Consider the following 19,185-nt stretch of genomic DNA (forward strand, 5'->3'; position numbering starts at 1 on the left):
AATTCTAAAGCTCTAGGCTAGATCCCCAGATCTGACTTCGCCGCTTGAGCCGCCTCCAATAACATGGGTGTAGGGAGTTCCTCCCAATCGCGATCGCCGATCTCGGCATAGAAGGTTTCGTCATAGCTGCGGGTTTGGATCACCACAGGCATCGGCACCGCATGACCCAGCACAAGCGCCTGTTGTTTAGAATCCAGCTTGGCCAACACCGATCGCAACTGCTGCGAACCCGCCACCCCAGTGAAAATGGCCTCAATGTCCTTTTCATCGTTAAGGAGTGCGGTGATGCGGGTGCCAATTTGCGACATGATCTCGCTATCAATGCCCGAAGGCCGTTGATCAACAACGAGGAGCGTGACAAAGTACTTGCGCATTTCGCGGGCGATCGTCCCAAAAATCGTTTGCTTCACCGTCGCTGCATTCAAGAAGCGGTGAGCCTCCTCAATCGTGATCACCAGTTGACGCGGGCGATCGCTGGGATTTTTGGTTTGCAAAAAAATCTCCGACTGCTGCACATAGGCTTGGTGGATGCGGCGGGCAATAATATTCGTCGCCAGCATATAGGAGAGCATATTGGCTTGGGAGCCAAACTCAATCACCACATGTTGACCCGCCGCAAGAGTGTCCAAAATCTGACCAATGTAGTTCTTGGTACAGGTATTCCGCAGGTACTTCAGTTGCTCTAGCCGTGTCAGTTTGCGTTGCAGCGCCATGATCGAGGCTTTGCTGCCCATCTTCGTTTCGCAAAACTCCTGAATCTCCTGATTTGTCATCACCAAAAGGCGACTAATCCAACCCTTGCCAAACTCATTGCGCAGAATAATGGCATTTTCGAGGCTGGCTTCTGAAAGGTTAAGTTCCCCCTGCACCAGCGCCAGATCCTCCACCTCAATTTGATCAAAGCCAATGTAGAGTTCTTGGGCATCGCGCACCCCCCGCCGTTGCGTGGATTCGGGATCAAGGGTATAGATCTTCACCTGCTGTGGAAACAGTTGCCGCAATCCCTTAACGGTGCTGACTGACTTGCCTTCACGGGTGGCTTCCCAGCCATACTCCGAGTGCATATCAAAAATCAAGTTCACCGCCGCCTGTTTGCGGATAATCCCCGACAGCAACAGCCGCGTTAGGAAGGATTTGCCCGTCCCCGACTTGCCAAAGATGCCGTTGCTGCGCTCGACAAAGCGATCCAAGTCCAAACAGATGGGGACTGCCATATCTAAGGGAGTGCCAATGGCAAAGTTGCGCCGCTGCGGATCGTCTTCCCAGCCAAACACGGCGCGAAACTCCCGTTCACTGGCCTCATAGACAGGACTGAAATGGGCAGGGATCGTTTTTACGGGCAGTAAATCCTGCTCATCGTTGAGGATCATCAACATCGGTGCCACACTTAGCGTCGCAAACGTGCCCGTACCCGCCAGTACCTCCTGCAAAAAGGTATCCTCAAGGGCGGGGGGATTGAGCAGAATGCGGGGATTGGCCGTACCAAGCACGACATCCGTCAGCAGACAAAAGAAGCGCGATCGCTGGCCTTGCACCACCAAAAATTGACCAACCCGCAGTTCCTCAACGGAGACGCTACCACTGAGCCGCACTTCAAGGCCTTGACTGAGGGAACCTTGGACGACAATTCCCAGTTGTTGAGCCGTCATTGCCTATTGAGCCGTCACGAGTTGGATGCGTTGCGGGTCGCCAAACCGCGGAGCAGGGGCTTGGCGGTGAAATTCAGCACCCAGTCTTGGCGTCGCTTGTAGCGTTTGACTCAAGTGCTGCACATAGCGATCCTGTGCCCGCCGAAACCCTTCTAGGTTGTCTCCGCCATTGAGAAGCGCAAAGCAGACAGTGCCGTATTTTGCTGTGGGTAAGACGCCAACCAACGCACTCACATTCCAAAGGGAACCGGTTTTCACCAGTGTGGCGGTGGGTAACTGACGATACTCAACGGTGCCGCGATCGCGCCCCGCCATGGGTAGCACATCCGCCAAACTGTGGTTTTTCTGAGCGAGCATCTCCTGAAGCGCCAAAAGCATCCCACACGCCGCCCGGGGAGAAATGCGATTCTCCTCCCCCAGACCTGAGCCGTTGATCAGTTGAATTTCACTGGGGGGTACATTGGCTTTACGGGCGGCCACTTGAGCTACGGTTGCAGCACCCCCTGCCATTTCTGCTAGGGTTTCCGCAATCTCATTATTACTGTAGATATTCATTTGCCGCACAATTTCCCCCAAGGGGAGTGAGCGATGCTCGAGGCGCAGGGTAACACTCGCAGGGATCGTGCTTTGGAAGCGTGTTTCACCCGTCATACTTACTTGGGGGCGGGGTTGTCCCTTCAGGTGCTGTTCATAGGCCGTTTGAATTTCAGGCGTCCAGCGGCGGTGATCTAGGGCGAGTTTGAATAGCGCTGCGGCGGTCTGGGGTTCAGGGTAAAAGTTCATTACAAAAGGGGGAACGATGACTAAATTCCCCTGCACTTGACGAATGCCCAAGCGATTGAGGGCATTACCGATGGCGATCGCCTCCTCCCAGACAAAGAGGGGATCATTGCCGCCAATCAAGACCAAGTCCCCCCTGAGAACACCATTTTGCAGCGTGCCTGTGGTGCCGATGCGAGTCAGAAACTGATAGTCAAAGGGGTATTTATCCAGCACAGCAAGGCTCGTGGCAATTTTAGTGACCGATGCAGCCGCAAGGGGGCGATCGCCTTGGTGGTTCACGAGTAACTGCTGAGCACTTTGAACCCAGATGCCCTGTTGATTGGGAGAAAAACCCTCCTGTGCCAATGTTTGCAGGTAGCGATCGCGATACTGATGCAGTGCCACCTCAGAGGGAAAGATGACTGCCTTTAATGCCTCAATGCGCGGCTGTCCCCAGTACCATGCCAATGCTGCCAACAAATCTAGCATACCCGTTCTAATTTGCTGTCAATTGCCACCATCCCAAACTGGGGCCAATAAAGCGAACCGTTAGCCAAATCACCACCAGCAGGCCAATCCCTACCCAGGTGCCCCGCGTTACCCACTTCTGGATTAGCAGCAGTTGCTCTTTCTGGAGCCAGCCCTTCTTTTGTTGACCGTAGGCCTCACCGAGGGTTTCCTTGCGCCGTTTTGCCTCACCCATACTCGCTGCTCGAACGGTTACAATCTCTATCCTAGATACTTTTGCGGGGCAATGACCCTCTAGGACTCAACGATTGGGCACACCACACCAAACTTCGCCAGCTTTTGCAACACCTTAGCCGCACTCTCCTCAATCGTCTCCAAATCCGTGCGGCATTCCACCTCTGGATTCAAGGGTGGCTCATAGGGGTTATCAATCCCCGTAAAATTGCGAATCTCCCCTGCCCGCGCCCGTTTATAGAGTCCCTTTACATCCCGCTGCTCACACACTGCCAAGGGGGCATTCACATAAACCTCAACAAAGCGGCCAATTTTATGCCGCACCTCATCCCGAATCTCGCGATAGGGCGAAATTGCCGAGACAATCACGATCACCCCGTGGCGAGTCAGCAGTTGAGCCACAAAGCCAATGCGGCGGATATTTTCATCCCGATCCTCTTTAGAAAACCCCAGCCCCTTTGTCAAATGCTGGCGGACAATATCGCCATCGAGAAGTTCAACAGCATGGCCAGCCGCCTGAAGCTGCTTGTGGACATAGTGAGCCAGCGTTGTTTTACCAGCCCCAGAGAGACCAGTAAACTAGAGAGTTAAGCCTTCGGAGTGGGTCATAGGAGGTTAATACAGTTAAGTGGACTGCGGCAACCAGTGAGGGTCTAGGGGGCTAAGACAAAGTTCACTAACTTGCCGGGAACGACAATCACTTTTTTGATCGTTTTGCCCGCTAGGTAGCGTTGGCCAATCTCCGACTGCTTGGCGGCTTCCTCCAGTTCCACTTGACTAGCCGTGGCAGGCACTTGGATCGCGCCACGGGTTTTGCCCATGACCTGAATGACAAGGGTGATTTCATCGGCAACGAGGGCAGTGGGGTCTGCTTTTGGCCAAGGCTGGCGGTGGATGGAGTCGGTGCCACCCAGTTGGTGCCAGAGTTCTTCGCTGATGTGGGGGGCAAAGGGGGCGAGTAGGGTGAGTAGGGTTTGGATGCCTTCGCTATACACCCCCGAAGTGTGGCAGTCGGCACTGCCAAGGGCATTACTGAGTTTCATTAGTTCGGCAACAGCGGTATTGAGTTGATAGTCGCCTTCCAGATCGTCGCTAATTTCTTTGATGGCAGTGTGAATGGCACGGCGCAGCTCTTTTTCCGCTTTAGTCAGGGTGGTAGGTAAGGGTTGGCCAAGCTGACCGCCGTTGGCTTTGAAGGTTTGCACGAGGCGCCAAACGCGGTTGAGGAAGCGAAATTGGCCTTCGACATCGGCATCGTCCCACTCGAGGTCTTTTTCGGGGGGCGCCTTGAAAAGGATGAACATGCGGGCAGTATCCGCCCCGTACTTCTGAATCACATCGCCGGGGGCAACGCCGTTGTACTTAGATTTGGACATTTTTTCATAGACCACCTCTAGGGGCTCCCCTGTGTCCGGGTCGGTGGGTTGGTTGAGATCGGCGATGCGGCTAGGAATGATGTACTTGCCCGTGCGCGGATTTTTGTAGGTGCGCCCTTGAACCATGCCTTGGGTGAGTAGGCGTTGGAAGGGTTCACTGACATGGACAAGCTGGCGATCGCGCAAAACTTTGGTGAAAAAGCGCGAGTAGAGCAAATGGAGAATGGCGTGCTCAATCCCCCCTACATACTGATCCACGGGTAACCAGTCCTTGATGGCCGCTGGGTCAAAGGGGGCTTCACTGTTGCGAGCATCGGCGTAGCGGAAGTAGTACCAAGAGGAGTCAATAAAGGTATCCATTGTGTCCGTTTCCCGCTGGGCAGGGGTACCACATTTCGGGCAGGGAACATCGCGCCACGCCGCAAGTTTGGCCAAGGGAGAAGGGCCACGACCGCTAAACTCCACCTCTTCTGGCAGCAGCACAGGTAACTCTGACCGCGGCACCGGCACCGCCCCACACTGCGGACAGTGAATGATCGGAATGGGCACACCCCAGTAGCGTTGGCGAGAAATGAGCCAGTCCCGCAGCCGATACTGCACTTGTTCGCGTCCCCAACCTTGGGTAGCAGCATACTCGGTAATCGCTGCTTTGGCGGCGGTGGAGTCCATGCCATCAAATGGACCACTGTTGATCAATCTCCCCGGCTCCGTATAGGCGGCCTTGAGGCGGGCACTGGCTTTACCGTCTGGGGGAATGATCACTTGGCGAATGGGGAGCTTGTGGGCTTTGGCAAACTGAAAGTCGCGCTCATCGTGGGCAGGTACGCCCATCACGGCTCCAGTCCCGTATTCGTAGAGGACATAATCGGCAATCCAGATAGGAATTTCCTCCCCAGTAAAAGGATTGACGGCTTTGCCACCGGTGGCCACACCGCGTTTGGGGCGATCGCCCGCTGTGCGTTCCAGTTCACTTTCCTGTTGGACACTGGCAATAAAGGCTTCGACGGTTTTGCGGCGGCGGCTAGTGGTGACTTTCGGTGTCAGGGGATGTTCGGGCGCCAGCACCACGTAGGTCACCCCATAGACGGTATCGGGACGGGTGGTAAAAACAGCAATTTTCTCATGACTGCCAACAATTGGGAATTCCAGATAGGCACCCGTGGACTTGCCGATCCAGTTGGCCTGCATCAATTTCACCCGCTCTGGCCAGCCCGTCAGTTGTTCTAAGTCATTCAACAGTTCCTCGGCATAGGCGGTAATTTTCAGGAACCATTGCTTAAGCAGTCGCCGTTCCACTAAGGCGCCCGATCGCCACGATCGCCCTTCGCTATCCACCTGCTCATTGGCCAAAACTGTTTGATCCACGGGATCCCAGTTGACCGCTGCTTCCTTCTGGTAGGCCAAACCCGCCTCAAAGAATTCCAAGAAGAGCCATTGCGTCCAGCGGTAGTAGTCGGGGTGACAGGTGGCTACTTCCCGTTCCCAATCGTAGGACAGGCCAAGGCGTTGCAGTTCTTGGCGCATTTGGGCAATGTTTTGCTGTGTCCAAACGCGAGGATGAATCCCCCGTTCAATGGCAGCATTTTCTGCCGGCAGCCCAAAGGCATCCCAGCCCATCGGGTGGAGAACGCGATAGCCCTGCATCCGCCGACAGCGGGCAATGACATCGGTAATCGTATAGTTGCGGACGTGCCCCATATGCAGATTCCCAGAGGGGTAGGGAAACATGGAGAGGGCATAGAATTTCGGCTTTTGCGGATCGGTGTTGGTGCGATCGATCTGGCGGGCAGCCCATTCCTGTTGCCACTTGGCCTCAATCACTTGGGGGTCGTAGCGATCGTCCACAACAGTTTTCCCAAAAGAACAGCTTATCTATTGTATCTGGCACGTTCCTCTCCAAGATACGGCAACAGTGGTCTTAGCTTGCCGGTGCCGCAACGGGGCGTAGCCGATAGCCTTGACCATAGACCGTTTGAATGAGGGAGGGTTCGTCGGCATGCTCAATTTTGCGGCGCAAAAGTCGAATCTGGGCGGCCAATAGGTTGCGATTGACACAGGTCTGATCCGGCCACAGTTGACTGGCAATCAATTCATGGCTGAGAAGTTCTGTCGGGTGCTTGAGGAAAAGAGCTAGGAGCGCTGTTTCCTTCTCAGAGAGGGAGATACACTGTGTTCCTCGGTAAAGCAAGCGACCTTCGACATCGAGCCGCAGATCCTGCCAGCAAAGAATCGGTGCCGTACACCCCATCGTGTGGCGCCGTCGCAGCAGTGCTCGTACCCGTGCCAGCAATTCCCGCAGTTCAAAGGGTTTAACCAAGTAATCATCAGCACCGGCATCCAGACCCCGCACCCTGTCATCCACCGTATCTCGAGCAGTGAGAAAGAGAACGGGAGTCTCATCACCGGCTTGGCGCAATCGTTGACAAAGTTCTAGCCCCGTAGGCGGTGGCACCATCCAATCCAAAATTAAGAGGTGGTAGGGGCGCTGCGTTTGCCAGTAGGTTTGAGCCGTTTCACCATCGTAGGCCACGTCAACGTGGTAGCCCTCTTGGCGCAGGATGTGACCCAAGGGGTCGGCGAGTTCCGTTTCATCCTCTAGCAGCAGAATGTGCTCCACAACATCAATTGATGGCCGATGGACACCAAAATTTTAGCGAAATCCTCTTGAGTTAGGCGGCTGCTTGTAGCAACTGAGGCGGCACTGGAATTCCCGCTGCGATCGCCTCCGCTGGCAGTGTGGGTACAAGGCGATAACAGTAGAGAAGAAATTGCTCTAACCATGTTTGTAGCAGGTCTTGCTGCTTCTCATTGAGGTAGCGATCGGGAGCAGGTACTTGCTCAGTGTAAAAGGTCTCAACCCGAATCGTGCGCAGCCAAGGATGAGTCGGGCGGGTAATCAACCAGTAGTTACGCACAAGGGCACGACCGAGGTGATTCTGCACGATCTGGCTTGCCTTCCTAAACCATGGCAGATAGTTTTGCAGCGTCTGTACCACTGGTGGCGTAAACAAGGGGCGTACTGCGGATGTCACACCAAGCAGGTTCAGGATTTCACCCTCTAGTGCCAAGAGGTAGGCCAAATTGATAGGGAGAGACGCCTTAGCCCGAGCGTAGGACACCAGTAGTGTTTCTAGGGTGGCACGGCTCGCTTCTGGGAGTCCTTCAATCAACAGGAGAAGCTGATTTTCAGTTCGCAGGGGACTGGCAGAGAGGGCTGAGCCTTGGCGCTGATAAATTTCCCTCAGAGTATCGAGGAGAAGAGGCGGTAGCAGCATTGCTCAAGGAGTTAGTCTAAAAAGACCTAGGTAATCTTAATACTTTCTTTATAGGTGTTTGTCGGGATGATGGAAGTAAGGGTTGCTACAGTTGACCCAGAAAAAACTTAGGGTATTGATAGGATTTTATAAATCTTCTAGCGATCGCTTGCCAATCCTCTAGGGAATACGCTACCTTAGATAAGCTAGAGCAACGCGGGGTAGAGCAGTCTGGTAGCTCGTCGGGCTCATAACCCGAAGGTCCATGGTTCAAATCCATGCCCCGCCATTCATGATGTTCAATCGATTCTGGCGCTTCTTAGCTCCTTTAATTCCTCTCCCTAGCTTGATTCTTGGCATGTCCACAGCGCAGACGGCTCAATATCGCTTGAGTGCGCTGAAGATTGAACTGGCACCCCAAGAACCTTTTACGGTACTGGCGATCGCTAATACGGGCAATGTCCCCCTCGACTTTAAGGTGCGGGTGCAGCAGTGGCAACAGCGGGCAACGGGGGAAGATGAACTCCATCTCTTACCCGCAAATAGCCTAGAGCTAGTCGCCTTTCCCAACCTCCTGCATCTGCCCGTGGGCAGACGGGCTGAAATTCGCCTTGGCCATCGCTTGCCGGCTGCTGATGTCGAGCGGACATATCGGCTTTTAGTTGCAGAAATTCCTCCAGCCCCTCAAGGAATCGGCTCAGAAACGCGCCTCGTAACGGTGCATAGCCTACCCGTATTTATCAAACCAGCGGTCATTCGGCGGCAGGGGCAACTCCTCAATGCCCAAGTGCAGCAGGGAACCCTGCAAATGACTGTCAGTAATCGGGGCAATGTGCATATCGAGGCGGATCAAATCACAGTCAGAGGCTTGGCGGAGAATGGTCAACGGCTCTTTGAGCTGCGCCCGCAACGGGAATATGTTCTTGCAGGGGTGACGCGGCCCTTAATGCCCATGCCTTTGCCCCAAGACCAGTGTGCAGCCGTGCGAACCCTACAGATTGTCTTGGACATTGCTGCCCATCCCCCCACCACCCAAATTGAGCGACCCACGGGGGTTTGCCGTTAGAGCCTTTGATTAAGAGCAGCAAAAAGACGCTGGCGATCGCCCTCTAGAGCCTGATCTAGTTCTGGCAAAAAGGTGTTGTCTGGCCACAGCGGCGCGAATAAAGTCACCATTGGCAGACTGTCAATGGCAATGAAAAAGTCCGTAGGTTGGGGGCCATCAATGTGGCGACTATTGACGCCAAAACCGGCACGGGTATAGGTAATCGCCACGGCAGGCGCCGCCGAACGCAACCAATCAAGGGGTGTTGGCTGACCAGCTATGGAGCGCACCATCTGTTCCAGTTGCTCTGGACTTCCCGGCCAAATGGAGGCCAAGAGGTCACGGCGGTTGTTAGGGTCATCCCATGCCTTGAGGAAGGTTTGCAGCGTTGCAGGAGCCTTCAATGTTGCCTCTTGGGGGTTGGCCAAGGGTTGCAGCCATGCAGCTAGGGGGTCGGTGTCCCGAGGGAGTTCCCCTTGCCACCAGCGGAGGAGGGTTGACACTTGACGCACATAGGCGCCTGAGGGGCGATCGCTGGCAATGTCCTGCTCAAGCTGACGATAACGCTCCGTGACCGCCGTCAGAACTGGTTGATAAAAGGGTGCGAGGGGAGCAACCCGCCAAGCCGGACTGGTGATGAAGATGGGATGGCGCAGCACCTCAAGGATCAGGGCTTGGGTGGCGAGTTGCGGTTGATTCTTACGAATGAGGGCTAAGCCGAGACCCAGAAAATTGCCCCGTTTAGCCGGTACCAGTTGAGCCGCTTTGGCAAAGGTAGGAACTGCTGCACCCAAATTGCCCTCGCGCCAATAAAGCCATGCCAAGTTACTATAACCAAACTCAAGGTAGGGGGACAGCTCAATTCCTTTTTCAAACTCAACCGTTGCTGTACGCAAGAGGTTTGCCCGTGCTGTGGGGTTGTCTGTCATCATGCCCCGCTGGCCATAGTGCCACCCCCGTTGCAGCGGATAGTAGGGTTCCCAAGGGGCGAGTTCCTGAGCATGGAAGAGCTTCTCAGTAAAGCGATTCCAGTCGGGAGGGGTTTCCAAGAGGGCTAGAAAACCTTCGCTGCTACTTGCCCAAGCACGGTGAATCGGTGTCAGCCAACCCACCATCACTAGGATGATTCCTAAAGCCACGCCCACCAGCGAGAGTGCCCAGCGTACCCGCAACCGTTGGGGAGGAGTTTGCCCTTGGCCTGTGCGAATCAGGGTTGTTAAGAGGGTAAGTTCAATTAGGAAGAGGCCACCAATGCCAACATTGTCCAGTTGAAAATCCGTAAGACTGAGTACGCCGTAGCCCCAAAGCGCAAGGTAGAGGGCGATCGCCAGCCGTTGTTCCCGTTGTGTTAAGTTCGGCCACCAGCAACGATAGCGCATTGCCCAATAAACCAGTAGCCCCACCCCCAAGAGCAATACGGCAATGCCCCAAAGGCCAAGTTCGGCCCACAGTTGTACGGGGGTACTGTGGAGTTGATAGATCCACTCCGCTTCACGGCCAGCCCAGCCCGGCCGATAGTGCTGATACCACAGGGGCACACTGCCTAAGCCATTGCCCCTCAGAGGATGGGCGGCCCCCATCCGCCAGCCAACAATACTGGTAATCCAGCGGTAGGCTAGTTCGCTCCCTTGTCCTCCCTGCCAGAGAGCCACTAAGCTGCGGCGCAGGCGATCGTTGGCCAAAGCGACCACCGCTAAGCCCACCAAAGCCAACAAGCCCCACCAAGAGCGACGCTGGCGGCGATAGTGCCAAACCCAACCCACGCCAAGGGGAATGACCATTGCCAGTAAGCCGAGGCCACCCCCCCGTGAAAATGTTGTATAGAGGGTAACTAGACCCAAAAGCAGCACCGCCATCCAAAACCGGCGCGATCCACTGGCTTCTGCTTCTATGGCCAACAGTCCTACCAAGGGTAATGCCAGCAGCAGGTAGCCCGCCACGTAGTTTTGGTGGCCAAAGGGTGCCCAGTTGCGGAGTTCCAAAGTGTCCACATTGAGGTGGGGCGTTAATCCTTGGGGAGTATCAAAAATTGCCGGGGCGATCGTTGTGCCCAGCCAAAGGCCTAAACTGACAAGAATCACGAGGGCAGTGAGATAGCCTTGAAAGCGCACAATTTGCCAGCGGCGTTCTGGGGTGCGCAACCAAGCCCCGAGGGGATAAAGAACAGCAATACCTCCCAACAGTGCCCAGCCATACCAGCGAGCCTGATGGGGAAAAGTACTCCACGTCCCTGAAATCGCCAATGCCAACAGGAGTAATAGCACTACGCCATCAAAGCCATTTCCCAAGGGCTGCACCCGCCGTTGATAGGCCAACACCTGCAAAAACCAAAGCAGAGGCACCCCCAGCGCGGCTTGCCAGAGTAAGACCCAAGGCCACGCCACCATGAGACTGTGACTATCGGGTAGAAGCGTAAAAAAGGTATAGCCAGCTGCTGTGAACAACCCCAGCAGAATGCCCTCCTGTTTCGCTGCCTGTTCGCCCCAATGTTTTGCCGTCATCGGTGATGCTAAAAGGGTTTAAAGCCGCTCCAACCGCTTTGATGAGCCTTGTCCTGATTCTAGGTGAATTCTTAGGCAAAGGCTGCCACCACCCGATCCATGGCTTCAACCACATTTTCCCGACTATTAAAGGCCGAAAGGCGCAGATAGCCCTCACCCGCTGCCCCAAAACCAGCACCGGGGGTACCCACTACATAGCAAGTGTGCAGCAATTTATCGAAAAAGTCCCAACTGCCAATCCCTTGGGGCGTCTTCAGCCAGACATAGGGAGCATTGACCCCACCATAGACTGCAAAGCCCGCTTGGGTGAGTTTTTCGCGAATGAGACGGGCATTGTCCATATAGAAGGCCACCAGTTCCCGTACTTGGGCTTGACCGGCTTCAGAGTAAACCGCCTCGGCGCCCCGCTGCACCATGTAGGACACACCATTAAACTTCGTGGATTGCCGCCGTTGCCACAGCGCCCAGAGTTCGACGGCCTCGCCACTGGGGGTTTGCCCCTTGAGACCCTTGGGTACTACGGTAAAGGCACAGCGAGTTCCCGTAAATCCGGCATTTTTCGAGAAGGAGCGGAATTCAATGGCACACTCGCGGGCACCGGGAATTTCATAGATGGAGTGGGGAATAGCGGGATCGGTAATAAAAGCTTCGTAGGCGGCATCAAAGAAGATAATTGCTTGGTGGGCACGGGCATAGTCCACCCACGCCTCTAAATGCTCCCGTGTGGCCACCGCACCGGTGGGATTGTTGGGGAAGCAGAGGTAGATTAAGTCCACAGGTTCACTGGGTAGCGTGGCGGTGAAGTGGTTTTCAGCGGTAATCGGCAAATAGACCAGTCCAGTGTACTCCCCGCGTTCATTGGCTTCCCCCGTGTGCCCTGCCATGACATTGGTATCCACATAGACGGGATAAACGGGGTCGGTAACGGCAATGCGGTTGCCGTCGCCAAAAATATCGAGGATATTCCCTGTGTCGCACTTGGAGCCGTCGGAAATAAAAATTTCACTGGCATCAATGTCGCAGCCGCGGGCTTGGAAGTCGTGGGCGGCAATTTTTTCCCGTAGCCAAGGATACCCCTGCTCAGGCCCATAGCCTTTGAAGGTGGCGCGATCGCCCATTTCTTCCACCGCTTGAATCATTGCTTGACGACAGGCTGCCGGCAGCGGTTCGGTGACATCCCCAATGCCGAGACGAATCAGGGGGGCATCGGGATGGGCTTGCAAGAATTGATTGACACGGCGGGCAATTTCCGGAAAGAGATACCCTGCCTTGAGTTTGAGGTAGTTTGCGTTAACAAAGGCCATAGATTAGACTGCAATCAGGGAGATTTGTTAAATTTTAACCTCAAACATTCTAAAGTGATGCTTTAATTTGGGCAACTCAATATCCTTCAGGATGAGCACCCTAAAGAATACGGGATTATTCACGCTTTCCTCACTCATATTCGCCAGCGATTGCTCTATAAGCCTCTGGAACTGCACAGTAAAGCTCACGGCCTGAAAAGCAGTACTTGCAGCAAAAGTGAGTCCTCCATTGGGGCGATCGCTAGTTGGTATAACTAAATTGGGTCAGCACTTTTACAAATCACATAACCAGCGACAGATCGATGCAATTTGATTTGGATTGTTTAGGTTAGCAGCGTTGGCAAGTAATCCCTTTTCCAGTTGATCCCATATCTCGACCGCCATTTTCTTCTCAATCGCTGCACCTATAAAGAAAACATGCGGGGAGTGTTTCGCTTTCGAAAACGCTTCACGGATACGGTCAAGAGCCGCTCGCGCAGTTTTCCAATGCTCAGATGAACCAGCGCCTTGTCAGATAATCCTGCTGCCCTGAGAAGACCTACTTCTATGCCTTTGATAGCCAGCAAATCAGCAGGGGTTTTAGCCCTTGATGCAGCTTCTTGCAATGCCCTTGCTTCGGCGACATAGGGTGTAGAGCGACGATTCTTTTCGAGTGCAAGAGCAACAAAACCCGCGCGTGTGGCTTCATGGCTCGTGACGAGATCAGCACTAGACTGAAGATGGTTTCGGTATGGGCGCAAAGACATTACAATTTTCTCCAGATGTAAATGCCCTTACGTAGGGCTTCGCGTCCGTACTCCCCCATCTGCTGACTACTATTGCCTTTGCCGTTTGGCAAAACGAGAATACGTTCAACATAAAAGCCTAATTTCTCTGCAATATCAGAGAGGATCATATCGACCGAAACGCTCGCTCCTGCATAACGGACATTATCGTTGACCATAAACAAGAGTGCGTTTGGTTTCAGCACACGCGCACATTCGGCGATAACACAAGCCATCTCATAAAAATAGCCCTTCATTATCCGAGGAATTCCGTTATTGTTCAGAGCCCGTTGCGCTTTTTGGTCTTCCAAGTACTTCAGAATGGCTTGTAATAGTTCCTCCTCATCAGCAGCAGCCAATGCTGTTGCCCATTGCGGGTTAATGTCCAACAAGTCTTTTGGGCGATTTTCCACTGTACAACTAAGCATCTCTTGTCGAACTCTCAATAGTTTTTGTTCATCTGTGCCCAACAACGCGAGTTCCAGTGCATAGGTGCGCGTATAGTCATAGCGGTTGCAGTAAGGCGGAGAGGTCAGAATTGCATCGTAGGTGCTGTCGAGTAATTGCGGCAATATTTGAAGACATGAACCCTCAAACAAACGGATTTGCCCCTGAAGTTTCTCAGCAGGCAACAAAGTTGTTTGATGATCGGGTGATACATCTTCTAAAATCTCGTTTATCTTTTCACAAATAGCCTGATCGAACTCTAGGATTTCGCCCTTGTCGAAAATTTTCTTACCCTGTGTGCGTCCAGAGCGGTAATCCCACCGAAGGTATTGACCATCCTTTCGAGTAAAACTGATGGATTCCAGTACACAAAGTAAAGCAAAGCGCAAGATGGATTGAACTCTACTATTCTCGACTTGGTACGCGCCTATATATTTTTCGATAGCTTTTTTTGTTTTTTCGGGATAAGCTCTCTGTGTGATTCGCAGCTCTGGCAAGGGAACGCTTATTTGCGACTCTTTCCAAACTCTCAACGTCGACCATTGGCACAATCTCTCGAAGTCTTCAGGGGTGAATTCGGCATCTAGAATTTGTTTGGCCGCAATGATTTCGCGACCAATGGGTAACAACTCGATCCCATCTGCATCTATACCCATTGCACTTGCAGCAAACAAAGCTGTCCCACTGCCTGCGAAAGGATCCAGAATTCTACCTGCGTTAATACCGTACTTATGAAATAAATGTTCGACTAAAGAGGCTGAAAACGCTTCTTTGAACTTGTACCAGCGATAAGAAGGTCTAGTTTTATTGCCTTGGAAACTCACCAAAAAACGCGAGAGTGTAGGGTCAATGTCGAATCTGTTTCTGAACCGATCGTGTAGCTGCTTATCAAGATGTCTAATAGTGCTGAGGAACTCAGGGGGTTGAGACAATACAGCAGTGGATGCCGTAGTATATTGCATTTCAATAGCTGAATACTAAACGTACCGATAGGTTGTGACCTCTCGCCTGCACGAGCAGACTGTTGCTCTCGGTTAAGTGTTTCTGTCTCCGGGGCAGCCAGTTGTGCTTCACGACTCTCACTCCAACTGAGCAAAGATCGACAAAGAAGATAGTGATGCCAATCGATCAACCCTCGAGTATTTCCTGTAGCCGCGATCGCGCCCTTTCAAAGGCCTCGGCCAATTTCTGAGGTTGAGATCCGCCGGCCTGAGCAAAGTTGGGACGCCCGCCGCCGCGGCCACCACAGACTTGGGCGAGTTCCGCCACCAGTTGACCGGCATGAACCCCCCGCTCTACAACATCCGGACTGGCGGCGACTAAAAGGTTCACTTTGTCAGCAGCCGGTTGAGTGGCCAACACCACAGCTCCACTGCCCAGTTTATTCAGGAGCCATTCAGCAGCGGTTTTTAGCCCTTGGGGATCTACCCCCGCCAGCGAGGCAATAAGCAGATGGGTAGTGCCGATGGCTTCAGCCTGCTCCAAGAGGGCTTGGGTTTTGGCAAGAGCTAGTTCGGCTTTGAGGTGTTCCAGTTCCTTTTGCTGGGCTTTGAGATCCGCTTGGAGTTGGCTAATGCGATCTAGAATCTCTTCCGGTTTGGCTTTGAAGCGATCGCACAACTCGCGGACAATGCTATCGCGCTGTTGCAAATAGTCACGCACCGCCGGTCCAGCAATGGCTTCAATGCGGCGAATCCCAGCCGCCACACCACTTTCGCTAATGATCTTAAAGAGGCCAATTTCAGCAGTGTTGTGGACATGGGTGCCACCACAGAGTTCCATAGAGACACCGGGAATATCGAGAACGCGCACCTGCTCACCGTATTTTTCACCAAACATGGCGATCGCCCCCTTGGCCTTGGCTTCATTGAGCGCCATGATACTCGTGTGGGTGGCATGGCTTTCACTAATCCACGTGTTGATTTGATCTTCAATCTGTTGCAGCTCTTCGCGAGTGAGGGCACGGGGGCAGTTAAAGTCAAACCGCAGCCGATCAAAAGCCACCAGTGATCCCGCCTGGGAAATGTTTTCGTCAATCCGCTTTTTCAAGGCCGCCTGCAAGAGATGCGTTGCGGTGTGGTGCGCCTGTACCCGCCGCCGACAACTGAGATCAATTTGGGCGCTCACGCGATCGCCAACGCTGAGGCTGCCCCGCTCCACTTTGCCGTAGTGAACAAACACTTCCTTTTGCTTTTGCACATCGTGGATTTGCACTAGCGCATCACTGGTGGCGAGATACCCGCGATCGCCAATTTGGCCACCGGATTCAGCATAGAAGGGAGTTTCCTCAAGGATCACCTGCACTTCAGTCCCTGCTGTTGCCGTTGTTACCGGATGACCCGCCACCAAAATCGCTGTTACGGTCGTGGTCAAACTAAACTCGTCATAGCCACGAAACTGCGTCGGATGCAGTTGATCCGCTAGGGAGTCAATCCCCTCCTGAACGGTAATATCAATGGTTTCGTGAGCGGCTTGGGAGCGTTGCCGCTGCTCGGCCATACAGGCTTCAAACTCAGCCACATCCACACCAATGCCTTGCTCAGCGGCAATCTCTTGGGTCAACTCCAAGGGGAAGCCATAGGTATCAAAAAGAACGAAAGCATCGCGCCCTGCCAATTGTGGTTTACTGCGTTTTTTGCCCTTAGTTGTCTTCAATGGAGCGAGCATCTCCGCTAAGAGCTTCTCACCCCGATCCAAGGTCTTAAGAAACTGTTCCTCCTCCCGCTGGAGTTCGCTGAGAATCACTGCCTGCCGCTCGCGCACATTGGGATAGACATTGGCAGCCAGATCAATCGCCACTTGAGCCAAGGCAGGGGTCACCAGTTCATTGATCCCCAACAGCCGACTATGGCGGACAATGCGCCGAATCAATCGCCGCAGGACATAGCCACGCCCCACATTACTGGCGGTGACGCCATCGGCAATGAGATGAACCACGGCACGGGTGTGATCGCCAATCACCTTGAGGGACGTTTTGGTGCTGGCATTGGCTTTGCGGTACTGAATCCCGGCGCGCTGCGCTGCCGCCTCAATCATCGGGAAAATTAAGTCTGTCTCGTAGTTGTTGGGCACCCCTTGCAGAACCTGCGCCATCCGCTCCAAGCCCATACCGGTATCAATGTTTTTCGCCTTGAGGGGGGTGCGGCGCCCTTGATCGTCTTGGTTCAACTCCATGAACACCAGGTTGTAGAGTTCGATGAAGCGGCGATCGTCATCGAGATCAACGTCAGCTAGCCCCTTTTCCGGATAGAAGTCGTAGTAAATCTCAGAACAAGGGCCACAGGGACCCGTTGGCCCCGCCGTCCAGAAGTTGCTCTCCTCTCCCATGCGCTGGATGCGCTCCTTGGGCAAGCCCACTTGGCGATGCCAAATGTCATAGGCCTCATCGTCATTTTCAAAGACGCTCACCAAGAGCCGTTCCGGGGGCAAACCATAAACCGTGGTCATCAATTCCCATGCCCAACCAATGGCCTCCGCCTTGAAGTAGTCGCCAAAGCTGAAGTTGCCCAACATTTCAAAGAACGTGTGGTGGCGAGCAGTGCGACCCACATTTTCAATGTCATTGGTGCGCAGACACTTTTGCGCAGTGGTGACGCGGCGTACCTTTGGCGTTTCTTGGCCGAGGAAAATGGGTTTGAAGGGGAGCATGCCGGCGATCGTCAGCAGCACCGTCGGATCCTCTGGAATCAGCGAGGCACTGGGCAAAATCGTGTGTCCCTTAGCGGCATAGAACTCAAGGAATTTTTGGCGAATTTGATCACCTGTGAGGGCAATTGTCGCCGACGCAGAGGGGGACGAGGTCATTGGAGCAAAGTCTCAACGGAGCGCAACAAACGGCAAGAACATTATTTCATCATACTGGATTGTACTCTGGGAATAAGGCACCCCATTGGCAGGATTTACGAGAATAGCCATGACTGAGCCAGCCACCCGCTCTGAAATGGGTCAACTCCTTGAGGAAGTGAGAGGAATGCGCGCTAATATGAGAAAGTTGCTGATCTGAGCGATCGCCAGCGGGTGGTGGATGCCCGCCTATGGGGTTTTATTGTCGCCCTTGTCAGGGGATTTTGGCTTATCTTGTCAAGTTGTCTTTTCTTTGATAGGAGTTAGCGCACAAACACGCCGGGCAAAAAGGTTTCGAGATAAAGATGAATCAATTGGCGGCCAAAGAGACCACTGACAATAGCCGCTACTGCCAAAAAAGGGCCAAAGGGAATCGGTTGCCGCCGCTGAATCCAACCGAGGGCAATCCCCAGTCCACCCATCAGGCCACCGAGGGCACAGGCCAAGAAAAAGGTAACGAGCAATCCCTGCCAACCTAGCCAAGCCCCGATCATCGCCGCCAGTTTGCTATCCCCTCCCCCCATGACCTCCTGACCAAGGGCGATCGCCCCCCCCCAGCGGATCAGATCAAAGAGCCAAATGCCAATCACTGCGGCAATGATGCCTTCCGTGAGTCCGCCTAGACCCGTCGTTAACCCTCTCAGGAGCAGGCCGACAATCAACCCCCATTTTGTCAGGGGATGGGGCAGCGTCATCGTGTCTAGATCAATCAAGGCCAAAGCCAAGAGCCACGCACTCAGCAGCCAGAGCACAAGGGTTTGCACTTGCCAGCCACTCACAGCCACAATCAGGACGTACAGCAGTGCCGTCAACAGCTCAATCGCAGGATACCGCCAAGAAATGGGTGCATGGCAGTAACGACATTGCCCCCGCAGGAATAGCCAGCCCAAAATTGGGATATTGTCCCAGGGCTTGAGTGTGGTCAAACAGATCGGGCAGCGAGACGGCGGATAAAGGAGCGATCGCCCACTCGGCACACGGTAGATCACAACATTGAGAAAGCTCCCCACCGCTGCCCCAAGGCCAAAAACAAGGCAGTAGCTAGCAAAGGTCAAAAAAGTTAGTGCAGTTATAGGCGTGTTACTTCCGGCAGATGATCGTAGGGAATAAAGCATTCTTGGGGCAGCAGCACTGGTTGGCTAGTAAACAGCACATAGCCCCGCAGGGTTTGCCGATTAACAGCGACACCCGCAGGCACCGTTTTTGCCCCATGAACCTGCTGGTAGAGATTATAGATGGATTGAGCAGCGGCTAATAGGGGGGTATCAACGGTTTCCATGGTCTGCAAAACTGGCATGTGCCCCACTCCTCGGCAAGCGAACAATTAGAAACGGTTATGTTTGGTTTTGAGCCAATCATCAGTTCTCGCCAAGCGCTCCGCCTATGCAAAAGCAGATCTGAAATCCTCTACCTGACTATCAATCATCTTGTCTTAGCAAAGCGATAGCATAGGGGTAGGATGGCGCTAAGACATCTTCCTCGTGAAATCACCTCAGGAGAGTATTCATGAAGGAATTGATTGTTTCACCATGCCCAGC

The 19,185-nt window shown here is 53.7% G+C and carries 14 protein-coding genes, 1 tRNA gene and 1 pseudogene; 2 read left to right on the forward strand and 14 right to left on the reverse strand.

Going from position 1 to position 19,185, the window contains the following annotated elements; genetic code table 11:
- Positions 1 to 17: 17 nt before the first annotated feature.
- From RHJ80_RS09360 to RHJ80_RS09390, 7 genes are all read right to left on the reverse strand, one after another.
- Entirely contained in the window at positions 18 to 1,649 is a 1,632-nt protein-coding gene (locus RHJ80_RS09360) for an ATP-binding protein (protein ID WP_206199942.1), read from the reverse strand.
- Positions 1,650 to 1,652: 3 nt separating this feature from the next.
- Positions 1,653 to 2,900, reverse strand: coding sequence for a D-alanyl-D-alanine carboxypeptidase (locus RHJ80_RS09365; protein ID WP_310800863.1), 1,248 nt, complete (start codon positions 2,898 to 2,900; stop codon positions 1,653 to 1,655).
- A 7-nt stretch (positions 2,901 to 2,907) separates the two neighbouring features.
- Positions 2,908 to 3,114, reverse strand: coding sequence for a DUF2839 domain-containing protein (locus RHJ80_RS09370; protein WP_206199944.1), 207 nt, complete (start codon positions 3,112 to 3,114; stop codon positions 2,908 to 2,910).
- 59 nt (positions 3,115 to 3,173) lie between these two features.
- The gene (gene cysC / locus RHJ80_RS09375; RefSeq protein ID WP_225901714.1) at positions 3,174 to 3,659 is read right to left on the reverse strand and encodes an adenylyl-sulfate kinase; all 486 of its coding nucleotides are present in this window, start codon (positions 3,657 to 3,659) and stop codon (positions 3,174 to 3,176) included.
- Positions 3,660 to 3,766: 107 nt separating this feature from the next.
- Positions 3,767 to 6,334 carry a leucine--tRNA ligase gene (leuS, locus tag RHJ80_RS09380; RefSeq protein ID WP_310800864.1) on the reverse strand — a complete coding sequence of 856 codons (2,568 nt, stop codon included), beginning with the start codon at positions 6,332 to 6,334 and terminating at the stop codon, positions 3,767 to 3,769.
- 73 nt (positions 6,335 to 6,407) lie between these two features.
- Positions 6,408 to 7,106 (reverse strand): response regulator transcription factor, encoded by a 699-nt coding sequence (locus RHJ80_RS09385; RefSeq protein ID WP_206199946.1) that lies wholly within the window; start codon positions 7,104 to 7,106, stop codon positions 6,408 to 6,410.
- A gap of 52 nt (positions 7,107 to 7,158) precedes the next feature.
- Positions 7,159 to 7,764, reverse strand: coding sequence for a hypothetical protein (locus RHJ80_RS09390; protein ID WP_310800865.1), 606 nt, complete (start codon positions 7,762 to 7,764; stop codon positions 7,159 to 7,161).
- Between the two features lie 194 nt (positions 7,765 to 7,958).
- Here RHJ80_RS09390 and RHJ80_RS09395 point away from each other — a divergent pair.
- Together RHJ80_RS09395 and RHJ80_RS09400 are read left to right on the forward strand one after the other, a co-directional pair.
- Positions 7,959 to 8,032: transfer RNA gene (locus tag RHJ80_RS09395), tRNA-Met, on the forward strand.
- A gap of 69 nt (positions 8,033 to 8,101) precedes the next feature.
- Complete coding sequence (locus RHJ80_RS09400; RefSeq protein WP_310800866.1) at positions 8,102 to 8,809, forward strand: fimbria/pilus periplasmic chaperone; 708 nt, start codon at positions 8,102 to 8,104, stop codon at positions 8,807 to 8,809.
- Here RHJ80_RS09400 and RHJ80_RS09405 read toward each other — a convergent pair.
- The 7 genes and pseudogenes from RHJ80_RS09405 to RHJ80_RS09435 all read right to left on the reverse strand — a co-directional run bounded on the left by RHJ80_RS09405 (position 8,806) and on the right by RHJ80_RS09435 (position 18,944).
- Positions 8,806 to 11,289, reverse strand: a complete 2,484-nt coding sequence (locus RHJ80_RS09405) for an O-antigen ligase family protein (protein ID WP_310800867.1) — start codon at positions 11,287 to 11,289, stop codon at positions 8,806 to 8,808. The two genes, RHJ80_RS09400 and RHJ80_RS09405, sit on opposite strands and share 4 nt — an antisense overlap.
- 71 nt (positions 11,290 to 11,360) lie before the next feature.
- On the reverse strand, positions 11,361 to 12,593 hold the full coding sequence (locus RHJ80_RS09410) for an LL-diaminopimelate aminotransferase (protein ID WP_206199950.1): 1,233 nt from the start codon (positions 12,591 to 12,593) through the stop codon (positions 11,361 to 11,363).
- A gap of 273 nt (positions 12,594 to 12,866) precedes the next feature.
- Positions 12,867 to 13,339 (reverse strand): annotated as a pseudogene (locus RHJ80_RS09415) (AvaI/BsoBI family type II restriction endonuclease).
- On the reverse strand, positions 13,339 to 14,766 hold the full coding sequence (locus RHJ80_RS09420; RefSeq protein ID WP_315863335.1) for a site-specific DNA-methyltransferase: 1,428 nt from the start codon (positions 14,764 to 14,766) through the stop codon (positions 13,339 to 13,341). The pseudogene RHJ80_RS09415 and the gene RHJ80_RS09420 overlap by 1 nt, the downstream one beginning before the upstream one ends.
- 166 nt (positions 14,767 to 14,932) lie before the next feature.
- On the reverse strand, positions 14,933 to 17,608 hold the full coding sequence (gene alaS / locus RHJ80_RS09425) for an alanine--tRNA ligase (protein WP_310438144.1): 2,676 nt from the start codon (positions 17,606 to 17,608) through the stop codon (positions 14,933 to 14,935).
- Between the two features lie 302 nt (positions 17,609 to 17,910).
- Positions 17,911 to 18,762 (reverse strand): prepilin peptidase, encoded by an 852-nt coding sequence (locus tag RHJ80_RS09430; RefSeq protein WP_399372818.1) that lies wholly within the window; start codon positions 18,760 to 18,762, stop codon positions 17,911 to 17,913.
- Positions 18,717 to 18,944, reverse strand: a complete 228-nt coding sequence (locus RHJ80_RS09435) for a hypothetical protein (RefSeq protein WP_225901554.1) — start codon at positions 18,942 to 18,944, stop codon at positions 18,717 to 18,719. The genes RHJ80_RS09430 and RHJ80_RS09435 overlap by 46 nt, the downstream gene beginning before the upstream one ends.
- Between the last annotated feature and the right edge of the window lie 241 nt (positions 18,945 to 19,185).

The organism is Thermosynechococcus sp. QS41 (assembly GCF_031583515.1).
In the GTDB taxonomy this organism is placed as follows: Bacteria; Cyanobacteriota; Cyanobacteriia; order Thermosynechococcales; family Thermosynechococcaceae; genus Thermosynechococcus.

Excerpts from the sequence above, each read along its gene's own strand:
- RHJ80_RS09365 (WP_310800863.1), bottom strand. The coding sequence starts at position 2,900 with ATGCTAGATTTGTTGGCAGCATTGGCATGGTACTGGGGACAGCCGCGC.
- RHJ80_RS09420 (WP_315863335.1), bottom strand. The coding sequence starts at position 14,766 with ATGCAATATACTACGGCATCCACTGCTGTATTGTCTCAACCCCCTGAG.
- RHJ80_RS09430 (WP_399372818.1), bottom strand. The coding sequence starts at position 18,762 with ATGCTTTATTCCCTACGATCATCTGCCGGAAGTAACACGCCTATAACT.
- RHJ80_RS09435 (WP_225901554.1), bottom strand. The coding sequence starts at position 18,944 with ATGCCAGTTTTGCAGACCATGGAAACCGTTGATACCCCCCTATTAGCC.
- RHJ80_RS09390 (WP_310800865.1), bottom strand. The coding sequence starts at position 7,764 with ATGCTGCTACCGCCTCTTCTCCTCGATACTCTGAGGGAAATTTATCAG.
- RHJ80_RS09360 (WP_206199942.1), bottom strand. The coding sequence starts at position 1,649 with ATGACGGCTCAACAACTGGGAATTGTCGTCCAAGGTTCCCTCAGTCAA.
- RHJ80_RS09405 (WP_310800867.1), bottom strand. The coding sequence starts at position 11,289 with ATGACGGCAAAACATTGGGGCGAACAGGCAGCGAAACAGGAGGGCATT.
- RHJ80_RS09410 (WP_206199950.1), bottom strand. The coding sequence starts at position 12,593 with ATGGCCTTTGTTAACGCAAACTACCTCAAACTCAAGGCAGGGTATCTC.
- alaS (WP_310438144.1), bottom strand. The coding sequence starts at position 17,608 with ATGACCTCGTCCCCCTCTGCGTCGGCGACAATTGCCCTCACAGGTGAT.
- RHJ80_RS09370 (WP_206199944.1), bottom strand. The coding sequence starts at position 3,114 with ATGGGTGAGGCAAAACGGCGCAAGGAAACCCTCGGTGAGGCCTACGGT.
- RHJ80_RS09400 (WP_310800866.1), top strand. The coding sequence starts at position 8,102 with ATGTCCACAGCGCAGACGGCTCAATATCGCTTGAGTGCGCTGAAGATT.